The following is a 20,035-nucleotide window of genomic DNA, read 5'->3' on the forward strand; positions in this document are numbered from 1 at the left end:
GTGTGATTGTCTTGCGCCGTGCGTGCGCGAGGACGTGCGCGGGGGTGCGTTGAGTGCGGGTGGCGGAGCCACACCGTGCGAGGGGAGAAGAAGTCGTGAACGGGCAGCCTATTTCGGGCGCTTCGGCGGGGGCCGGACGGCGCGGGCGCAGGGGCGGCGCACTGCTGTCCCTCATCTTCGGGGCGCTGCTGCTCCTGGTCACCGCCTGCGGCGGCGGCGACGGAGCCGGTTCCAAGGCCAAGGACGGCGGCGCGGACACCGCCTCGGACACCAAGGCGTCCGAGGCCGTGGTCACCATCGTCCCGGCGGACAACGCCAAGGACGTGGCCACCAGCGGCACGCTGAAGATATCCGCCGACAAGGGCAGGCTGACCGCGGTGGCCGTCGCCGACAGCAAGGGCAACGCGGTCGCCGGGAAGATATCCGCCGACGGTCTCGGCTGGGCCCCGGACCAGCACCTCGCCTCCGCGACGCAGTACAAGGTCCACGCGGTCGCCCAGGACACCAAGGGCCGCGAGTCCGCCAAGGACACCACGTTCACCACGCTCGTCCCGAAGAACACCTTCATCGGCCAGTACGTGCCCGAGGACGGCTCCACCGTCGGTGTGGGCATGCCGGTCTCCATCAACTTCAGCCGGGGCATCACCAACCCGGCGGCGGTGAAGAAGGCGATCACCGTCACGGCCGAGCCGTCCGTCCCGGTCGAGGGCCACTGGTTCGGCAACGACCGCCTGGACTTCCGCCCCGAGCACTACTGGGCGCCCGGCACCAAGGTCACCGTCAAGATGAACCTCGACGGTGTCGAGGGCCGGCCCGGGGTCTACGGCAAGCAGACCCGCACCATCCACTTCACCATCGGCCGCTCCCAGGTCTCCACCGTCGACGCGAGCGCCCACACCATGAAGGTGCAGCGCGACGGCGCGCTCCTCAAGACCATCCCGATCAGCGCGGGCTCCCCGGCGAACACCACGTACAACGGGCAGATGGTCATCAGCGAGAAGTTCAAGGTGACGCGCATGAACGGCGCCACCGTCGGCTTCGGCGGCGAGTACGACATCAAGGACGTCCCGCACGCGATGCGCCTGTCCAGCTCCGGCACCTTCATCCACGGCAACTACTGGGGCGCCTCCTCGGTGTTCGGCTCCGCCAACACCAGCCACGGCTGCGTCGGTCTGCGCGACGCGCGCGGTGCGGGCGACCCGTCGACCCCGGCCGCCTGGTTCTACGACAACTCCCTCATCGGCGACGTGGTCGTGGTCAAGAACTCCAAGGACAAGGTCATCCAGCCCGACAACGGTCTCAACGGCTGGAACCTCTCCTGGTCGGAGTGGACCAAGTAACCCACGCCTCGGGCGCGACGGGCCCGGTGCCGTGCGGCCGGATCGCGGGGGTGGCCCCCACGATCCGCCCACGCGCCGGGCCCGTCGGCGTTAGTGCCCGTTAACCTGCCTCCATGACTGAGACCGTGAAGCTGGAAGTTTCCGAGGGCGTCGCCACCATCCGCCTGGACCGCCCCCCGATGAACGCCCTCGACGTCGCGATGCAGGACGGGCTGCGCGAGCTGGCCGAGCAGGCGACCCGGCGCGACGACGTGCGGGCCGTGGTCCTGTACGGCGGCGAGAAGCTGTTCGCGGCCGGCGCGGACATCAAGGAGATGCAGGCGATGGACCACGCGGCGATGGTCGTACGCGGCCGTGCGCTGCAGGACGCCTTCACCGCCGTCGCCAAGATCCCCAAGCCCGTCGTCGCGGCCGTGACCGGCTACGCGCTCGGCGGCGGCTGCGAGCTGGCGCTCTGCGCGGACGTCCGCATCGCGGGGGACAACGCCAAGCTCGGCCAGCCCGAGATCCTGCTCGGCCTCATCCCGGGCGCGGGCGGCACCCAGCGGCTGGCCCGGCTGGTCGGCCCGTCCAAGGCCAAGGACCTCATCTTCACCGGCCGCCAGGTGAAGGCGGACGAGGCGCTCGCCATCGGCCTGGTCGACCAGGTGGTGCCCGCCGCCGAGGTGTACGAGCGGGCCCTGGCGTGGGCCGCGCGCCTCGCGAAGGGCCCGGCCATCGCGCTGCGCGCCGCCAAGGAGTCGATCGACGCGGGTCTGGAGACCGACCTCGACACCGGTCTCGCGATCGAGCGCAACTGGTTCGCGGGCCTGTTCGCGACCGAGGACCGCGAGCGCGGCATGCGCAGCTTCGTCGAGGAGGGCCCGGGCAAGGCCAAGTTCGTCTGATCGCCGGGGGGTTGGGGCGGCGGTCGGGTCAACCACCGCTGTACATGTGAGGGCGGTGTGTACACCCTGTGGGGGGATTAGCACAGCCTTAAGGGCGGCTTAACGAAATCCCGGCCGGAACGCTTGGTGATCATGCATGCGCACCACGTCACCGCAGGTCGGAAGGGGTGTTGATCTCCCTCGACTGCCCCCGTCATATGCCAAAGGGCGCCTTCGGAACGTCAGCTTCCGGAGGCGCCATTCCTTCGGAACCGCCCCGGAGGCCGCCCAGGGCCGCCATGATGGAGGCATGGCGGGGCTGGAGGGTGTGGAACAACCGGCGCAGCGCGTCAGTGCGACCGCGGCACGCTGGATGCCGTCCGCCGATGACGAACTGGCGCTGAAGGCACTGGAGTTGTTCGGGAATCCGACGGAGGAAGAGGTCCGGCTGCCCTCGCGCCCGGAGTCCGCCGCGACGGCACGCCGGATCACCCAGTCGGTGGTGCTGCGCCAGTGGGCGCTCTCGCCCACCCTGGCCGAGCACGCCGTCCTGCTCGTCTCCGAGCTCGTCGGCAACGCGGTCCGGCACACCGGCGCCCGCGTCTTCGGCCTGCGGATGCTGCGCCGCCGGGGCTGGATCCGGATCGAGGTCCGCGACCCCTCGCGCGGGCTGCCCTGTCTGATGCCGGTGCACGAGCTCGACATCAGCGGCCGGGGCCTCTTCCTGGTCGACAAGCTCTCGGACCGCTGGGGGGTCGACCTGCTGCCGCGCGGCAAGACCACCTGGTTCGAGATGCGGGTGGCCGACCGCTGAGCCGACCGGTGAACGGGCCCGGCATCACAGAAGCCCCCTGGCTGCCGGGTGCGGCGCCGCGGGGGCTTCTGTGGAGCGCCGAGGATCTGGGGGGGTGTGATCCACGGCGACTGAGGACGACCTGGCCCGGGTCAATGGGGGTCGTGGCTCCGACTATGACAGATGGGCGGCCCATCCTCAAAAGTCCCCAGTCGGACATAACGCCTCAAACCATCACAGTTTAACTGTGAATCGTAGGTGAGCTACAGCACTCACCTTCCAAACCATGAATAACTATCGAGGGCGCTGAGTGAAACAGCGATCTCCGAGGCCCCGGGGGTTTCCGAATCGATGCGACCCGCAATCGTCCTGAAGTGGGTCAATCGTTACGAACCGCCCTTCGGCCCACTTAAATGTCCATGTGCTGAATCCAGAACCCCGTGCGGTCGACCGCCGCAGCGCCCTGCGCGCCGGGGCGGGCGCGGCCATCGTGGGGGCGTTCACGACGGGCTGCTCCGGCGACCGCGGCGGCGCCCGGCCGCCCGCCCCGCCGAAGCCGCCGTCGTCCGCCTCCGCGGCGGCCGCCGCCCGCCCCAAGGCGCCCCGCCCCGCACCCGCCCCCCGGGCCTTCCCCGGGCAGCCGGTGCAGATCAGCAGCGGACCACGGGCCCGTGCCCAGGTCGCGCTCACCTTCCACGGCCAGGGCGATCCGAAGATCGCCACCACCCTGCTCAGCGAAGCCGAGAAGGCCGGGGCCAAGGTCACCGTCCTCGCCGTCGGCAGCTGGCTCGACGAGCAGCCCGCGATGGCCCGCCGCATCCTGGACGGCGGCCACGAACTGGGCAACCACACCCAGCGCCACATCGACATCTCCGCCATGGACGAGGCGGAGGCCTACGCCGAGATCACCGGCTGCGCCGACCGCCTGCGCCGCCTCACCGGCTCCATCGGGACCTGGTTCCGGCCCTCCCGCACCCAGGACGCGACACCGCTCGTTCAGAGACTGGCCCAGCGGGCGGGGTATCCGCACGTCCTGTCGTACGACGTCGACTCGCTCGACTTCACCTCGCCCGGCGCCTCGGCCGTGACCCGTAACGTCACCGGGCAGATCCGCAACGGATCGGTGGTGAGCCTGCACTTCGGCTATGCGGACACGGTCGCCGCGCTGCCCGTCCTCCTCGCCGAACTGGAACGCCGCCGACTGCGCGCGGTCACGACCACGGAGCTGCTGACCTGATGCCGACCGTAAAGAAGACGACCACCGCGCTGCTCGCGGCGGCCCTGCTCGCGGCCCTCGCCGGCTGCGGTTCGGGCGCCGACCACCAGGACGAGGCGATCGGCACCAGGCCCGCCGCGCCGCCCGCCGTCGCCAAGAAGCCCGTGGTGCCGCAGGGCCTGCCCGGAATGCCCCCCGTGCTCGACCCCAAGGACGCCTACGCGGCGGACCGGCCGAACGCGCTCCAGCCGGCCGTCAAGAACTTCCTGCCGCGCGTGTACGTGCCCAACACCAACTCCAACACGGTGTCCGTGATCGACCCGGCCACCTACAAGGTCATCGAGACCATCCCGGTCGGCCACCAGCCGCAGCACGTCGTGCCGTCCTGGGACATGAAGACGCTCTGGGTCAACAACGACCTGGGCGACTCGCTCACCGCCATCGACCCGGCCACCGGAAAGACCGGCCGCACGGTCCAGGTGTCCGACCCGTACAACCTCTACTTCACGCCCAACGGCAAGTACGCCGTCGTCATGGCCTCGATGGACCGCGAGCTGGTCTTCCGCGACCCCGTCACCATGAACCGGGTCAAGACCGTCCCGGTGACCTGCGCGGGCGTCAACCACGCCGACTTCTCCATGGACGGCCGGTACTTCATCGTGTCCTGCGAGTTCTCCGGCGAACTCCTCAAGGTCGACACCGAGCAGATGAAGATCGTCGGCCAGCAGAAGCTGCCCTTCGACGGCGCGATGCCGCAGGACGTGAAGATGTCGCCGGACGGCAAGACGTTCTACGTCGCCGACATGATGGCGCACGGCATGTGGGTCCTGAACGGCGACACCTTCGACAAGCCCACCCTGCTGCCCACCGGCAAGGGCTGCCACGGCCTCTACATCAGCCGCGACTCCAAGGAGATGTACATCTCCAACCGGGGCGAGGGCACCATCTCCATCTTCGACTTCACCCAGAACAAGCTGACCAAGAAGTGGGAGCTGCCCGACGGCGGCAGCCCCGACATGGGCGGTGTCTCCGCCGACGGCAAGGTGCTCTGGCTCTCCGGGCGCTACAACGCCGAGGTCTACGCCATCGACACCTCCACCGGCAAGGAGCTGGCCCGCATTCCGGTCGGCTCGGGCCCGCACGGTCTCGCCGTCTATCCGCAGCCCGGCCGGTACTCCCTCGGCCACACCGGCATCTTCCGCTGATCCGGCGCGCGGGCTCCCGGCCGCACCGTGCCCCGGGGCCCGCCGGCCCCGGGGCACCCGGCCGTCACCACAGCACCGGAAGCCGCTCCGGCAGGCGCTTGATGAAGCCCGTGCGCCACACCAGCTGTTCGGCCGGGACGGCGAGCCGCAGCCCCGGCATCCGGTCCACCAGCACCGACAGCGCCGTCTCGGCGTGCAGCCGGCCGAGCCCGGTGGCCGGGCAGAAGTGCCGCCCGGCGCCGAAGGACAGGTGCGGGTTGTGCTCGCGGTCGAGGTCGAGGCGCTCGGGGTCGGTGAAGACGGCCGGGTCGAAGTTGGCCCCCTCCACCAGGACGAGCACCAACTCGCCCTTGCGCACCAGGACTTCGCCCAGCTGGACGTCCTCGAGGGCGAGCCGGGGCAGCCCGTCGCCGATGGACAGGTTCCAGCGCAGCAGCTCCTCCACGGCCCGGCCCATGCGCTCCGGGTGCTCGCGCAGATACCCGATCAGCTCCGGGTGCTGGAGCAGGGCCAGGATCGCGAGGACCAGGAACGCCGAGGTGGAGACCGCGCCCGCGCCGAACAGGGAGACCGCGACCGTGGCCAGCATCTCGTCGGTCAGATGGGCGGACTCGCGGTCCTCGCGCAGCGCCCCGAGGCGCCCGAGCAGACTGTCCGGCGGCACGTCGGGCGCGTTCAGGCGCTCCACCATGTAGGCGAGGTCCTTGTACCAGTTGAGGCCCGCGCCCTCGAAGGCGTGCGCGCTGGTCATGAACGCGGTGTCGAGCCCCGACATGAGCCGGCGCCAGTCCGTGAACGGCAGCCCGATCACCTGGCAGTGCAGCGCGGCCGAGAAGGGGTCGGCGAACCCGGCCCGCAGATCCGCCGGCGGGCCCTCGGCGAGCAGCGCGTCGACGAACTCGCCGGCCCGCTGGCGCAGCCCGGCCGTGAGGCCCTCGGCGCGCGGGCTGAGGGACTTCATGACGGCGGAGCGCAGGCCCGCGCTGTTGATGTTGCCCATGTTGTTGACGACCTCGGGCGGGATCGTCAGCGCGTACTGGCGCGGCACCCCGGCGGCGGCGGTGTCCTTGAGGCTGAACCGCTCGTCCTCCAGGACCTGTCGCGCCAGCGCGTGTGTGCTCACCAGCCAGGCGTGGTCGCCGGTGAGCGTGCGGACGCGTGCCACCGGCCGCTTCTCGCGCAGCCAGGCGCACTCCTCGGGGAGCACGTCCGCGCGGCGCGAGAGCGGGAAGTCGAGTACGGGCTCGGCGGTCATGCGGGGATTCCTTCCGGGCGCACCACGGCGTGGGCCTGGTTGCGGGAGGCCCGCAGGCCGCCGCCCTTGGCGTACAGGAGGTCGGTCAGCGGGATCGGGGCGTGGTAGCACGACACCGAGGAGGGGACGCCGAGGATGCCCGGGGTGTCCAGGAAGAAGGGGAGTTCCGCGGCGATGTAGTCGAGGCAGGCGGCGAGCTGGCGCTCGCTGGGGGCGGGCCCGCCGGCCTTCGTGGCGAGGAAGTGGGCCGCCATGCGCCCGCAGGCGGCGGCGAAGGCCGGGTCGGTCGCCAGGAAGTGCCGCACCCGTCGGTGCAGCAGGCCGTACACCGGGTTCTGGGCGAACTCCGAGAGTCCGTGGACGCCGACCGGGGTGCCCGCCGGGTCCGCCTCCTGGACGCCGCGCACGATGCGGCGGCGGACCGCCTTCAGCTCCTTCGACGCGCGGCGTGCCGCGTGGTCCTCCTCGTAGCCGAGCGCGCTGAACAGCTCGGCGACGTGGAGGTCGGCGTACACGAGGTCGATGCGGGAGAACCGTGCCGAAGCCCAGCGGACGAGTTCGGTGATGCGGCCGGCGCTGAAGTAGCTGTTTCCCGGACTCACCCCGATGAGGACGTGGTCGCCCTCGTCCCATATGTGGTGGCAACTTCGCGTGAAGGGCCGCACGGTAAATGCCTCAGTTGTGATGGCCACAGCTGTAACGCCCCAGCGCCGCTAGTCCCTGGGAGCCCTGTGCTCCCGGTGTGGCGGCGACAGCAAGAAGTTATCCGCCGGTGGCGGAGCGTGAGGAAGCGCGGACGTGAACTTGGCGCGAACTCCTCTTTGTCGGGCGCGAAAGTACCCCTTCCGTATTTCGAACAGTCAGAGTGGAGAAGTTCGCAGGTCAGCGACGGTTCGTCAGGGCGCGATCAGCAGTGCCTCGGAGGCGACCGGCCGGAAACCGGCGGCCTGGAAGGTGCGCACGCTGCGCGCGTTGCCCGGCGACTGCTGCGCCCAGAGCACGTCGTCGGGTACCAAGTGGCGTGCAGCCAGGGCGAGTTGACGTCCGATCCCGCGGCCCCGCGCGCTCTCGTCGAGCTCGATGGCGGTCTCCCAGCGGCCCGCGACACCGCGTCCGAGGATCAGCACACCGCCGTCCGCCGCCCACACCCGTACGTCGTCGCGGTACTTCAGGGCCCGGGCCACCCGCGGGTGCGCCGGGTCCTCGATCTCCCGCAGCTCCAGCGGCGGTTCGCCCGGCAGGGCGGGCGCGCAGGTCAGCAGATCGACACAGCTCATCGTCCGGCCGGTACGGGCCAGCAGGGCGGCGAGGAAGCCGGGGTGCATCGAGGCGCCCAGCGGATCCGCGCCCGTCGCGGCCAGGGCGGCCCGCAGCCAGTCCTCGTCCTCGTCCAGGAAGATCACCGAATGCGCCGTGAAGGCCAGCACGCCCGCGTCGCGCCGTCCCGGCTGCGCCACCAGCGTCGTCCTGCCGTCCGTCGGCGGGAAGCGTCCGCCGGCGGCTGCCGCCAGGATGTCGCCGAGTGCCTCACCCATGTCGTCCCCGTTTCCTCGCTCCGGCCCCGAAACCTCCTCCTGCGGAAGGCCGGGCACCCTGCCCATGATCGACGACGGGCGGGACGTCCTCACCACCGGGCGGGGGCCGGGTGCCTCGCAGCCGGCCGCCGCATCGCGCGGGCACATCGACGGCTAATCTGACCCGCGTCAGAAACGCACCAAGCAGTAGCACCAACAAAGGGGTGGACCCAGTGGCGGACATCGAAGAGGCGCGCAAGGCCTTCGCGAGGCTCGACGTCGACGGCGACGGACGCGTCACCGCGAGCGAGTACAAGACGGTCATGGCGCAGCTGGGCGACTTCCACGTCACCGAGACCGTGGCCCAGGCCATCATCAGGGCCAAGGACGCCAACGGCGACGGAAAGCTCTCCTTCGAGGAGTTCTGGGCCTCGCTGAACAAGTGACGCCGCACGGCGCCGGTGGCGTGCCCGCGCTCGCGCGGTACGCCGCCGGGGCCGGCCCGGAATAACCTCCCGGGCCCCACCGGTTGCCCGGAGCGTGCCAACGCACTCTCTCCGGAAGGCCAGCTCATGAAGATCGGCATCATCGGCGCGGGCAACATCGGCGGCAACCTGACCCGCCGGCTCACCGCCCTCGGCCACCAGGTGTCCGTCGCCAACTCCCGCGGCCCGCACACCCTTTCCGCCCTCGCCGAAGAGACCGGGGCCACCCCGGTCACCGTCGCCGAGGCAGCCGACGGGGCGCAGGTCGTGGTGGTCACCATCCCGCTCAAGCACGTGCCCGACCTGCCCAAGGGCCTGTTCGACAAGGCCGCCGACGGCGTCGCCGTCATCGACACCGGGAACTACTACCCCAAGGAGCGCGACGGCCGCATCGACGCGCTCGAGGACGAGGCCGGCCTCACCGAGAGCCGCTGGACCGAGCGGCACATCGGCCACTCGGTGATCAAGGTCTTCAACGGGACGTACGCGCAGGACCTCCTCGACCGGCCCCGCCCCCAGGGCGACCCCGAGCGCATCGCGGTGCCCGTGGCGGGCGACGACGAGGCCGCCAAGCGCCTGGTCCGCGCGCTGGTGGACGAGCTGGGCTTCGACACGGTGGACGCCGGCGGCATCGACGACTCCTGGCGCCAGCAGCCCGCGACGCCCGTCTACGGCCTGCGCGGCGGCGTCGAGGAGGTCACCGAGGCCCTGGCGGCGGCCCCCAGGGAGAGGCCGGCCGCGCACAGCTTCTGAGGGCCCCGTCTAGCGCGTGTTCTAGCACTCGATGATGTTGACGGCGAGGCCGCCGCGGGCCGTCTCCTTGTACTTGACGCTCATGTCGGCCCCCGTCTCCTTCATCGTCTTGATGACCTTGTCCAGGGACACCTTGTGGCTGCCGTCGCCGCGCATCGCCATCTTCGCCGCGGTGACGGCCTTCACGGCCGCCATGCCGTTGCGCTCGATGCACGGGATCTGGACCAGACCGCCGACCGGGTCGCAGGTCAGGCCGAGGTTGTGCTCCATGCCGATCTCGGCCGCGTTCTCGACCTGTTCGGGGGTGCCGCCCAGCACCTCGGCGAGCGCGCCCGCCGCCATCGAGCAGGCGGAGCCGACCTCGCCCTGGCAGCCGACCTCGGCGCCGGAGATCGAGGCGTTCTCCTTGAACAGCATGCCGATCGCGCCCGCGGCGAGCAGGAAGCGGACGATGCCGTCCTCGTCGGCACCGGGCACGAAGTTCATGTAGTAGTGCAGGACCGCCGGGATGATGCCGGCGGCGCCGTTGGTGGGCGCGGTCACGACCCGGCCGCCCGCCGCGTTCTCCTCGTTGACCGCCATCGCGTACAGCGTCGCCCACTCCATGGCGTGCGCCTCGGGGTTACCCTCGGCGCGCAGCAGGCGGGCGGTGGTGGCGGCGCGGCGGCGGACCTTGAGGCCGCCGGGCAGGATGCCCTCGCGGGACATGCCGCGCGCGACACAGGCCTGCATGACCCGCCAGATGTCGAGGAGCCCGGAACGGATCTCCTCCTCGGTGCGCCAGGCCTTCTCGTTCTCCAGCATCAGGGCGGAGATCGACAGACCGGTGTCGCGGGCGAGCCGCAGCAGCTCGTCGCCGGTGCGGAAGGGGTGCTTGAGGACGGTGTCGTCCGGCACGATCGGGTTGTCGCCGGCGACGGCGTCCTCGTCCACGACGAAGCCGCCGCCGACCGAGTAGTACGTCTTCTCCAGGAGCAGCGCGCCCTCGGCGTCGTAGGCGAACACCGTCATGCCGTTGGCGTGGTACGGCAGGGCCTTGCGGCGGTGCAGGACCAGGTCGTCGTCGTAGGCGAAGTCGATCTCGTGCATGCCGAGCACGTTGAGCCGCCCGGAGTCCTTGATCCGCTCCACCCGCTCGTCGGCGCTCTCCACGTCCACCGTGCGCGGCGAGTCGCCCTCCAGGCCGAGCAGCACCGCCTTAGGGGTGCCGTGGCCGTGGCCGGTCGCGCCGAGCGAGCCGTACAGCTCGGACCGTATGCGGGCGGTGTGGGCGATCAGGCCCTCGTTCTTCAGCCGCGCCGCGAACATCCGGGCCGCCCGCATCGGGCCGACGGTGTGAGAGCTGGACGGGCCGATGCCGATCGAGAACAGGTCGAAGACCGAGATGGCCACGGGAGACTCCTTGTGGGGGTTGGTAGACGCCGTTGTCTGCCGGGGTATCGCAGAGCAAAGCTGGCACAGCATGGAATGGGGCACCGCGCTCACTGCCCAGTGTGCGCGGTGCCCCGGGGCTTCGTACGGAATGAACCGAGAACGAAAGCGTACGAAACTACTTCAGGCCGGGGTACAGCGGGTGCTTGGCGGCCAGAGCGGACACCCGGGCCGACAGCGCGTCCTTGTCGAACTCCGGCTTCAGGGCCTCGGCGATGATGTCGGCGACCTCGCGGAAGTCCTCGTCGCCGAAGCCGCGGGTGGCGAGCGCCGGGGTGCCGATGCGCAGACCCGAGGTGACCATCGGCGGCCGGGGGTCGTTCGGGATGGCGTTGCGGTTGACCGTGATGCCGACCTCGTGGAGACGGTCCTCGGCCTGCTGGCCGTCGAGCTCCGAGTTGCGCAGGTCCACCAGGACCAGGTGCACATCGGTGCCGCCGGTGAGCACGTCCACGCCCACGGCCTTGACGTCGTCCTGGACCAGGCGCTCGGCCAGGATCCGGGCGCCGTCCAGGGTGCGCTGCTGGCGCTCCTTGAACTCGGGCGAGGCCGCGACCTTGAAGGACACCGCCTTCGCCGCGATCACGTGCTCCAGGGGGCCGCCCTGCTGACCCGGGAAGACCGCCGAGTTGATCTTCTTGGCGAGCTCCTGCGTCGACAGGATGACACCGCCGCGCGGACCGCCGAGGGTCTTGTGCGTGGTGGTGGTCACGACGTGGGCGTGCGGCACCGGGTTGGGGTGCAGGCCCGCGGCGACCAGGCCCGCGAAGTGGGCCATGTCGACCATCAGGTAGGCGCCGACCTCGTCCGCGATCCGGCGGAAGGCGGCGAAGTCCAGCTGGCGCGGGTAGGCGGACCAGCCGGCCACGATCAGCTGCGGCTTGGACTCCTTGGCCAGGCGCTCGACCTCGGCCATGTCGACCTGGCCGGTCTCGTCGACGTGGTACGGGACCACGTTGTAGAGCTTGCCGGAGAAGTTGATCTTCATGCCGTGGGTCAGGTGGCCGCCGTGGGCCAGGTTGAGACCCATGATCGTGTCGCCCGGCTTGAGCAGCGCGAACATGGCGGCCGCGTTGGCCTGGGCGCCCGAGTGGGGCTGCACGTTGGCGGCCTCGGCGCCGAACAGCGCCTTGATGCGGTCGATCGCGATCTGCTCGACCACGTCGACGTGCTCACAGCCGCCGTAGTAGCGGCGGCCCGGGTAGCCCTCGGCGTACTTGTTGGTGAGGACCGAGCCCTGGGCCTCCATGACCGCGACCGGAGCGAAGTTCTCCGAGGCGATCATTTCGAGGGTGGACTGCTGACGGTGGAGCTCGGCGTCGACGGCGGCGGCGACGTCCGGGTCCAGCTCGTGGAGGGGCTGGTTCAGAAGCGACATCAGACGATCCCTGTATCCCTGTTGGTCCGGCTCAGCCGGCGAAGTCGGTGTACTCGTCGGCGGAGAGCAGGTCGCCCGGCTCGTCCGTGACCTTCACCTTGAACAGCCAACCGCCCTCGAACGGGGCCGAGTTGACGAGGGACGGGTCGTCCACGACGTCCTGGTTGGCGGCGACGACCTCGCCGGTGACCGGGGAGTACAGGTCGCTGACCGACTTGGTGGACTCCAGTTCGCCGCAGGTCTCGCCCGCGGTCACCGTGTCACCCACCTCCGGAAGCTGTACGTACACGACGTCACCGAGCGCGTTGGCCGCGTGCTCCGTGATGCCGACCGTCGAAACGCCCTCCTCGGCGCTCGACAGCCACTCGTGCTCCTTGCTGTAGCGCAGCTGCTGCGGGTTGCTCATGACCTGAATTCTCCTGTACGCGGGGGAGTGCTGCTGACGTGGTCTCGACGAGTGTCTCGGACGGCGAGACGCGAGGGGTGGAGCGGGAGGGAGGCGCGCGTCACTTCTGGCGCTTGTAGAACGGCAGCGCGACGACCTCGTACGGCTCGTGCGTCCCGCGGATGTCGATGCCGACCCCGGCGGTGCCCGGCTCGGCGTGAGCGGCGTCCACGTACGCGATGGCGATCGGCCGGCCCAGCGTCGGCGACGGCGCGCCCGAGGTGACCTCGCCCACGACCTCGCCGCCGAGCACGACCGAGAACCCGGCGCGCGGCACCCGGCGGCCCCCGGCGATCAGACCGACCAGCTTGCGCGGCGGGTTCGCGGCGGCCTTCTCGGCGGCGGTCTCCAGGGCGGCGCGGCCCACGAAGTCGCCGTCCTTCTCGAACTTGACGACCCGGCCGAGCCCCGCGTCGAAGGGCGTCAGCGCCGTGGTCAGCTCGTGCCCGTACAGCGGCATGCCCGCCTCAAGGCGCAGGGTGTCGCGGCAGGACAGGCCGCACGGCACGAGGCCGGCCTCCTGGCCGGCCTCGGTCAGCGCGCGCCACAGCTGCTCGGCGTGCTCCGGCGCGACGAACAGCTCGAAGCCGTCCTCACCGGTGTAGCCGGTGCGGGCGATGAGCGCGGGGACGCCGGCGACGGTGCCGGGCAGGCCCGCGTAGTACTTCAGGCCCTCCAGGTCGGCGTCCGTGACGGAGGCCAGGATGCCGGGGGACTCGGGGCCCTGCACGGCGATCAGGGCGTAGGCGTCGCGGTCGTCGCGCACCTCGGCGTCGAAGCCGGCCGCGCGCTCGGTGATCGCGTCGAGCACGATCTGCGCGTTGCCCGCGTTGGCGACCACCATGTACTCGGTCTCGCCCAGGCGGTAGACGATCAGGTCGTCGACGATGCCGCCGTCCTCCTGGCAGATCATCGTGTACCGGGCCCGGCCGGGGCCGATGGTGGCGATGTTGCCGACCAGCGCGTAGTTGAGCGCCTTCATGGCCTCGGGGCCCGTGACGGTGATCTCGCCCATGTGGGAGAGGTCGAAGAGACCGGCGCGGGTGCGGACCGCGGTGTGCTCGTCGCGCTCGCTCCCGTAGCGCAGCGGCATGTCCCAGCCCGCGAAGTCGGTCATCGTGGCGCCCAGCGATCGATGCAGTGCGTCGAGCGCGGTGAGGCGTGGGGCATTGCTCATGGATGGTGCTCCTGGGTCCCGGGACATGTCGGTCGAAGACATCCTCCCCATCTGTCATCGGAACCTGAGAGGTTCACCGGCGCGCGTCGCGCGGCACGGCTTGCACCTTGGGTGGGACCGCCCGGCAGGGGACGGCCCGCTTTTCAGATCTGCCTCACCCGCGCGGTACGGGGCCTGAGAGATTCAAGGGAGGAACTTGCTCCTTCGGCGCCCCAGCTCACAGCTGCTGAGGACTCTCCCGCGCGGATTCGAACGGCCGGTATGCAGTTGGCGCGCACATCATTGCACGCATCCCGGAAGCGGCATATCGCCGGTGACCTATTACCGGCTCTTTACACTCCCTGGGCAAGGGACGCGCCAAGCGAACAGGGGGGAGAGCCATGACGCCGGAACGGAAGACGGGCCGGGTGCGGGAGGTGGCCGCGCCGCAGCGCGGGGCCGGGCAGCAGGACGGTGCGGGCCCAAGGGTGCCGGGCCCGCGCCCCGCGGTGCACGAGGCGGTGCGCGACCTGCGGGGGCGGCCCGGGCGCACCCCGGCCGAGCTGCTCTTCGACGCGGGGGACGTGGTGGTCGTCTCGGGGCTGCCCGGCAGCGGCAAGACGACCCTGATGCGCCGCACCGTCACCGCTCGGCGCATCGACTCCCAGGACACCCGGCTCGCCTGGCAGCGCCGGCTGCCCGGCATCCCGTACGTCCTGTACCGCCCGCTCACCCGCACCGCGCACTTCGTCAGGACCTGGTGGGCGCTGCGCTCCGGCGACAGCCTCGTGGTGCACGACTGCGGCACCCAGGCCTGGGTGCGGCACTGGCTCGGCCGCGGGGCGCTGCGCCGGGGGCGGGCGCTGCGCCTGGTCGTGCTCGACGTGCCGGCCGGCACCGCGCTCGAAGGCCAGGCGAGCCGGGGGCGCTGGGTCTCGCGGTACGCCTTCGCCCGCCACCGCGGCGCGGCCCGCCGTCTGATAGCCCAGGTGGAGGCCGGGCGGTTGCCGACCGGCTGCGCGAGCGCGGTGCTGCTCGACCGGGAGTCGGCGTCGGTACTGCGCCGGATCGGCTTCGCCGAGTAGCGCCGCGGGCACCCGCCGCAGCCTTTCCCCGCGCGCCGCCCTCGGCGCTAGGGTCGTGGGGCACGACAGCAGTCGGGGGAGAAGGACGGCACATGAACTTTCCGCAGCACGCGTTCGCCCATCCGCACGGCGGCGGGGGCTGGCCGGGCAACGAGCTCGAAGAGGCCCTGGCGGCGGCGCTCGGCCACCCCGACGCCGGGCCCCGCCTCATAGAGGTGCTCGGCCGCAACGCGGTGTGGGTGCCGCTGCCCAACGGCGGAAGCCAGGACAGCAGCGACCTGGACCTGCCGACCATGGAGCTCGACGGCGCGCCCTATGTGCCCGTCTACAGCTCCGAGCAGCAGTTCCTGCAGTGCGTGGGACCCCATATGTCGTTCGCGGTGGCGCCCGCCGTCGAGTTCGCCCGCGGTCTGCCGCCGCAGCTGGGCATCGTGGTGAACCCGGAGGGCGCGGTCGGCATGCCCCTACCGCCGCCCGCCGTCGCCGAGCTGTGCCGTACGGGGCGTACCGCGCTCGACGGACCCGCGTCCGGAGCCCGGGTACGTCTCTTCGAGCCGGACTGGCAGGACGACCCGGTCGACTTCCTGGCCGCCGCCGCCGAGGAGTTCGAGGCGATCGGTGTGGTGCTCAGCGCCCGCCGCGCGCTCGCCTCCATCGAAGGGGAGTCGCCCACCCTGTTCATCGGCGTGGAGTTCGCCACCTGGGACGGGGCCGGGCGGGGCGCCCCCATGGAGGCCCTCGGCCGCGCGCTGGGCCGGGTCCCGGTCGCCTGGCCGGTCAATCTCGTCCTGCTCGACGTGACCCAGGATCCGGTCGCCACCTGGATGCGCGACCAGGTGCGCCCCTTCTACGCACGGGCCCAGTAGCGGCCGCGGGCACGCCGCGGACGGGCGGGCCGGGCTTTCGCGTCCCGGGCAGGATCCGCCGGGCAGGCCCTAACCTGGTTTCATGACCCTTGCAGCCCCGCGACCGCACGCGTGTGCCCGGGGCTGCGGGACGGCGCAGGCGTCGGCACGGTGGATCGAAGAGGGGCGGAACCCAGGGTGAGCGCGTCAGGCACCGCGGCGGCCGGGCAGGTCGAGCACATGCTGCGCCAGGTGACGCCCGGGCGCTACGACGTGTACGAGGCGCTGCTCCACGCGCTCGCGGACCCCGCGTCCGGTCAGATCTGGATGCTCCTGTGGAACGGCAGGCCCGGCTCCCCGGACGCCCAGTACGGGAACATGGAGGTCGACGGCGTCTCGTACGCGCCCTGTGTGACCTCGGCGCAGGAGCTCGCCGCCAGTGGCTGGAACCGGGCGCACGAAGTGAGCGGCGCCCTCGACATCGCCCGCACCCTCTACCCCGACCGCTACGGGATCTGGCTCAACCCGCACGCCCCGGGCGGCGGCGTCGGCGTGCCGTGGACGGACCTGCGCCGGATCGCCACGGGCCTCGACCGGATGCCCGCCGGCCCGCTCCGCATCTCCGAGCCGGCCGTGGAGATCCCGCAGTTCTACGCCCTGCTCACCCAGCACGCGCACCGCACCCCCGCCGTCCGCTCGCTGCGCCGCGCCTGGGTGCAGCCCGCGCTCGGCACGCCGTACCTGGCGATCGGGCTCGACCTGTACGACACCGGGCCGCGGTCGGTGGACGAGGTGCGGGCGATGATGCAGCAGTCCATCACCGCGGTGCCGGAGGGCCTCGCGGTGTCCACGGTCGCGATGGCGGACGAGTACGACCCCGTCGGCATGTGGCTGAAAACGGGCACCCGGCCCTTCTACGACCGCGAGGCGCACGCCTCCCCGGCCCCCGGCGCGCCCGGCTACGGCTACCCGCCGGCCGCCCCGCGTACCTACTGAGCGGGGGCGCGGGCCCCGGCCCAACCGGGACAGACCCCGGCAACTCCCCTGTCACGTAAGGGGAATGTCCGTTCTGGTGGGGCGAAGACCGCAATGGGCTCGAGCGCCGCATGCGCCCCAACTTCCCCATGTCCGCCCCTGGTTCAGATGCGTCCGGATAACGGAAACCCCCTTTCCGCATCACGTTTAGGCATACATTCGCCGTCAGGTCTGGCGGGTGATCGCGGGCCCATTGAAGACTCCCGGCATGCAGGGCCGTTCGGGCCCTTGTGCGAGCAGCTCGACCCGCTGCCCGGTGTCGCCCCCCGCTCGCACTGCTGATGGGAACGCGCCGCTACAGCGGCAAGTGCGGGCCGGTCACCGCCGGTTGAGAGGGGTCCTTGCCACGATGACGGCACCATTGCACGACACACCCGCCGACGCGGACCCGACCGCGGACGTCAGTGTCACGCCCAGTGGCGAGACCAGAGCGGTCGAGGGACGTTCGCTGGGCCGTATCGCCTGGAACCGGCTGAAGAAGGACAAGCTCGCCCTCACCGGTGGCATCGTTGTCGTGTTCCTCGTCCTCGTCGCGATCTTCGCGCCGTTGCTCGTCGACGCGTTCGGCCATCCGCCCGAGGAGTTCCACGAGGACCAGATCGACCCGCTGCTCTCCACCCCGGTCGGCAGCTGGGGCGGCATCAACTCGCACTTCCTGCTGGGAGTCGAGCCGGTCAACGGACGCGACGTGTTCAGCCGCATCGTCTACGGCGCGCGGATCTCGCTGCTCGTGGGCTTCCTCGCGGCGGTCTTCGCGGTCCTGGTCGGCACCGTGCTCGGCGTGATCGCCGGTTACTTCGGCGGCTGGCTCGACGCGATCATCAGCCGCGTGATGGACATGCTGCTCTCCTTCCCGCAGCTGCTCTTCATCATCGCGCTGATCTCCGTGGTCCCGACCCAGATGTTCGGGCTCAGCGGCACCGGAGTGCGGCTGCTCGTGATGATCCTGGTCATCGGCTTCTTCGGGTGGCCGTACGTGGGGCGCATCGTGCGCGGCCAGACGCTGTCGCTGCGCGAGCGCGAGTACGTCGAGGCGGCGCGCAGCCTCGGCGCGGGGCGCGGCTACATCCTGTTCAAGGAGCTGCTGCCCAACCTGATCGCGCCGGTCACCGTCTACATGACGCTGATGATCCCGACGAACATCCTCACCGAGGCGGCCCTCAGCTTCCTGGGAGCGGGCGTCAAGCCGCCCACCGCCTCCTGGGGACAGATGCTGTCGACGGCGATCGCGACGTACCAGTCCGATCCGATGTTCATGATCATCCCGGGTCTGGCGATCTTCATCACCGTGATGGCGTTCAACCTCTTCGGCGACGGCGTCCGCGACGCCCTCGACCCCAAGGGCTCCCGCTGATGCGGGACTTCACATACTCCGGCCCGGCGCACCGCACGGGCCGCGACACTCAAGGCGCCCACTACGGAGGAAGCGAGATCGTGACAACCCAAGGCTCATCAAGGCGAAAGACAGCCGCCGGCGCGGCCATCGTCGTCGCGGCTCTGCTGTCCACCGCGGCCTGCGGCGGGAGCGGCAGCAGCGACAAGGGCGGCAAGGCCCCCGGCTTCAACGCCGCGAACAGCAAGGTCGCCAACGCCTCCGCGAAGAAGGGCGGCGAGCTCAAGTTCGTCGGCACCCAGGACGCCGACTCCTGGGACCCGCAGCGCGGCTACTACGGCTTCATGTGGGACTACGCGCGGTACTACACGCGCACGCTGATCAGCTACAAGCCCGCCCCGGGCAAGGAGAGCGAGACGCTCGTCCCGGACATCGCGACCGGTCTCGCCGAGGTCTCGCCGGACAAGAAGACGTACACGTACCACCTGAAGGACGGCGTCAAGTGGGAGGACGGCAAGCCCGTCACCTCCAAGGACGTCAAGTACGGCATCGAGCGCATCTGGGCGCAGGACGTCATCTCCGGCGGCCCGGTGTACCTGAAGGACGTCCTCGACCCGACCGGTGAGTACAAGGGTCCCTACAAGGACACCTCCGCCGACAAGCTGGGCCTGAAGGCGATCGAGACGCCGGACGACAAGACCATCGTCTTCAAGCTCCCGGCGCCCAACGTCGACTTCGAGCAGATGCTGGCCATGCCCTCGGGTTCGCCGGTCCGCCAGGACAAGGACACCCAGTCGAAGTACGGCCTGAAGCCGTTCTCGCTCGGCCCGTACAAGTGGGAGTCCTACTCGCCCAACAAGTCCATGGTCCTGGTCCGCAACGACCAGTGGGACGCGAAGACGGACACCGTCCGCAAGGCCCTGCCGGACAAGATCAGCCTCACCCTGCTGACCAGCGCCGACGACATGGACAACCGCCTGATCAACGGTGACTACGACGTCGACATCAACGGCACCGGCCTCGGTGCGGCCGGCCGCACCAAGGCGCTCCAGCAGCACAAGGGCAACGTCGACAACCCGGACACCGGCTACATCCGTTACGCGGTCTTCCCGCAGACGGTGGCCCCGTTCGACAACGAGCACTGCCGCAAGGCCGTCATCTACGCGGCCGACCACAAGTCGCTCCAGACCGCCCGCGGCGGCCCGCAGGCCGGTGGTGACATCGCCACCAACATGCTGCCGCCGATCATCAGCGGTTCGGACCCGAAGTACGACCCGTACGGCGTGACCGCCAACGACGGTGCCGCGAACATCGCGAAGGCCAAGGAAGAGCTCGCCGCGTGCGGCAAGCCGGGCGGCTTCTCGACGACCATCGCGGTCCGCAACAACAAGCAGGTCGAGGTCGCCACGGCGCAGTCGATGCAGGCCGCGCTCGCCAAGGTCAACATCAAGGCCGACATCGACCAGTACGACGGCGCGCAGACGACCGGCATCATCGGCAACCCCGAGGTCGTCAAGAAGAAGAACTACGGGATCATCATCATGGGCTGGGGCCCGGACTTCGCGTCCGGCCAGGGCTTCCTGCTCCCGCTGGTCGACTCCAAGTACATCCTGCCGAACGGCAACAACAACTACTCGATGCTGAAGGACCCGGCGATCGACAAGCTCTTCGACGACGCCATCGCCGCGTCGACCCCCGAAGAGGCCGCGGGCATCTACAAGCAGATCAACCAGAAGGTGTCCGAGCACGCCGTCTACCTGCCGTTCGTCTTCGAGAAGAACGTCAAGTGGCGCAGCTCGCGGCTCACCAACGTCTACACGACGACCAACAACAACGGTTTCTACGACTACGCCTCGCTCGGCGTCGAGAAGTGACCGTCGTCCAATCGCTCCGCCGGCGC

19 protein-coding genes and 1 riboswitch are annotated in these 20,035 nt (G+C 70.6%); of the genes, 12 read left to right on the forward strand and 7 right to left on the reverse strand.

What is annotated here, in order from left to right:
* The first annotated feature begins 95 nt into the window (after positions 1-95).
* From ACGF3I_RS23230 to ACGF3I_RS23250, 5 genes are all read left to right on the forward strand, one after another.
* Positions 96-1,340, forward strand: coding sequence for an Ig-like domain-containing protein (locus ACGF3I_RS23230; RefSeq protein ID WP_393134932.1), 1,245 nt, complete (start codon positions 96-98; stop codon positions 1,338-1,340).
* A 113-nt stretch (positions 1,341-1,453) separates the two neighbouring features.
* On the forward strand, positions 1,454-2,227 hold the full coding sequence (locus ACGF3I_RS23235; RefSeq protein ID WP_393134934.1) for an enoyl-CoA hydratase/isomerase family protein: 774 nt from the start codon (positions 1,454-1,456) through the stop codon (positions 2,225-2,227).
* 289 nt (positions 2,228-2,516) lie between these two features.
* The gene (locus ACGF3I_RS23240; protein ID WP_189963864.1) at positions 2,517-3,020 is read left to right on the forward strand and encodes an ATP-binding protein; all 504 of its coding nucleotides are present in this window, start codon (positions 2,517-2,519) and stop codon (positions 3,018-3,020) included.
* A 403-nt stretch (positions 3,021-3,423) separates the two neighbouring features.
* Positions 3,424-4,236: a polysaccharide deacetylase family protein gene (locus tag ACGF3I_RS23245; protein ID WP_393134989.1), complete on the forward strand. Its 813-nt coding sequence runs from the start codon at positions 3,424-3,426 to the stop codon at positions 4,234-4,236.
* Positions 4,236-5,420, forward strand: coding sequence for a YncE family protein (locus ACGF3I_RS23250; protein ID WP_393134936.1), 1,185 nt, complete (start codon positions 4,236-4,238; stop codon positions 5,418-5,420). Before ACGF3I_RS23245 ends, ACGF3I_RS23250 begins: the two co-directional genes overlap by 1 nt.
* A 64-nt stretch (positions 5,421-5,484) precedes the next feature.
* Here the strand turns inward: ACGF3I_RS23250 and ACGF3I_RS23255 are convergent, their stop codons facing one another.
* From ACGF3I_RS23255 to ACGF3I_RS23265, 3 genes are all read right to left on the reverse strand, one after another.
* Positions 5,485-6,675, reverse strand: coding sequence for a cytochrome P450 (locus ACGF3I_RS23255; RefSeq protein ID WP_393134937.1), 1,191 nt, complete (start codon positions 6,673-6,675; stop codon positions 5,485-5,487).
* Positions 6,672-7,340, reverse strand: a complete 669-nt coding sequence (locus ACGF3I_RS23260; RefSeq protein WP_393134939.1) for a tRNA-dependent cyclodipeptide synthase — start codon at positions 7,338-7,340, stop codon at positions 6,672-6,674. Before ACGF3I_RS23260 ends, ACGF3I_RS23255 begins: the two co-directional genes overlap by 4 nt.
* A gap of 231 nt (positions 7,341-7,571) precedes the next feature.
* Positions 7,572-8,210 carry a GNAT family N-acetyltransferase gene (locus ACGF3I_RS23265; protein ID WP_393134941.1) on the reverse strand — a complete coding sequence of 213 codons (639 nt, stop codon included), beginning with the start codon at positions 8,208-8,210 and terminating at the stop codon, positions 7,572-7,574.
* A 212-nt stretch (positions 8,211-8,422) separates the two neighbouring features.
* Between ACGF3I_RS23265 and ACGF3I_RS23270 the strand changes: the two genes are divergently transcribed.
* Both ACGF3I_RS23270 and ACGF3I_RS23275 read left to right on the forward strand, forming a co-directional pair.
* Positions 8,423-8,635, forward strand: coding sequence for an EF-hand domain-containing protein (locus ACGF3I_RS23270; protein ID WP_393134943.1), 213 nt, complete (start codon positions 8,423-8,425; stop codon positions 8,633-8,635).
* Between the two features lie 126 nt (positions 8,636-8,761).
* A complete protein-coding gene (locus ACGF3I_RS23275; RefSeq protein WP_393134945.1) occupies positions 8,762-9,427 on the forward strand; it encodes an NADPH-dependent F420 reductase in 666 nt (221 codons plus the stop codon).
* Positions 9,428-9,448: 21 nt separating this feature from the next.
* Here the strand turns inward: ACGF3I_RS23275 and ACGF3I_RS23280 are convergent, their stop codons facing one another.
* From ACGF3I_RS23280 to gcvT, 4 genes are all read right to left on the reverse strand, one after another.
* Positions 9,449-10,819, reverse strand: coding sequence for an L-serine ammonia-lyase (locus ACGF3I_RS23280; RefSeq protein WP_393134946.1), 1,371 nt, complete (start codon positions 10,817-10,819; stop codon positions 9,449-9,451).
* 157 nt (positions 10,820-10,976) lie between these two features.
* The gene (gene glyA / locus ACGF3I_RS23285) at positions 10,977-12,236 is read right to left on the reverse strand and encodes a serine hydroxymethyltransferase (RefSeq protein WP_393134948.1); all 1,260 of its coding nucleotides are present in this window, start codon (positions 12,234-12,236) and stop codon (positions 10,977-10,979) included.
* Between the two features lie 31 nt (positions 12,237-12,267).
* A complete protein-coding gene (gene gcvH, locus ACGF3I_RS23290) occupies positions 12,268-12,642 on the reverse strand; it encodes a glycine cleavage system protein GcvH (protein ID WP_393134950.1) in 375 nt (124 codons plus the stop codon).
* A gap of 100 nt (positions 12,643-12,742) precedes the next feature.
* Positions 12,743-13,858 carry a glycine cleavage system aminomethyltransferase GcvT gene (gcvT, locus tag ACGF3I_RS23295; RefSeq protein WP_393134952.1) on the reverse strand — a complete coding sequence of 372 codons (1,116 nt, stop codon included), beginning with the start codon at positions 13,856-13,858 and terminating at the stop codon, positions 12,743-12,745.
* Positions 13,859-14,011: 153 nt separating this feature from the next.
* Positions 14,012-14,109: riboswitch (glycine riboswitch) on the reverse strand.
* 129 nt (positions 14,110-14,238) lie between these two features.
* Between gcvT and ACGF3I_RS23300 the strand changes: the two genes are divergently transcribed.
* From ACGF3I_RS23300 to ACGF3I_RS23320, 5 genes are all read left to right on the forward strand, one after another.
* Positions 14,239-14,922, forward strand: coding sequence for an AAA family ATPase (locus ACGF3I_RS23300; RefSeq protein ID WP_393134954.1), 684 nt, complete (start codon positions 14,239-14,241; stop codon positions 14,920-14,922).
* A 92-nt stretch (positions 14,923-15,014) separates the two neighbouring features.
* Positions 15,015-15,788, forward strand: a complete 774-nt coding sequence (locus tag ACGF3I_RS23305; protein WP_393134956.1) for an enhanced serine sensitivity protein SseB — start codon at positions 15,015-15,017, stop codon at positions 15,786-15,788.
* 177 nt (positions 15,789-15,965) lie between these two features.
* Positions 15,966-16,763 carry an enhanced serine sensitivity protein SseB C-terminal domain-containing protein gene (locus tag ACGF3I_RS23310; RefSeq protein ID WP_393134958.1) on the forward strand — a complete coding sequence of 266 codons (798 nt, stop codon included), beginning with the start codon at positions 15,966-15,968 and terminating at the stop codon, positions 16,761-16,763.
* Between the two features lie 388 nt (positions 16,764-17,151).
* Positions 17,152-18,156 (forward strand): ABC transporter permease, encoded by a 1,005-nt coding sequence (locus ACGF3I_RS23315; protein WP_393134960.1) that lies wholly within the window; start codon positions 17,152-17,154, stop codon positions 18,154-18,156.
* Between the two features lie 80 nt (positions 18,157-18,236).
* Positions 18,237-20,009, forward strand: coding sequence for an ABC transporter substrate-binding protein (locus ACGF3I_RS23320; protein ID WP_393134962.1), 1,773 nt, complete (start codon positions 18,237-18,239; stop codon positions 20,007-20,009).
* Positions 20,010-20,035: the final 26 nt, after the last annotated feature.

Source organism: Streptomyces sp. NPDC048111 (assembly GCF_043202815.1).
In the GTDB taxonomy this organism is placed as follows: domain Bacteria; phylum Actinomycetota; class Actinomycetes; order Streptomycetales; family Streptomycetaceae; genus Streptomyces.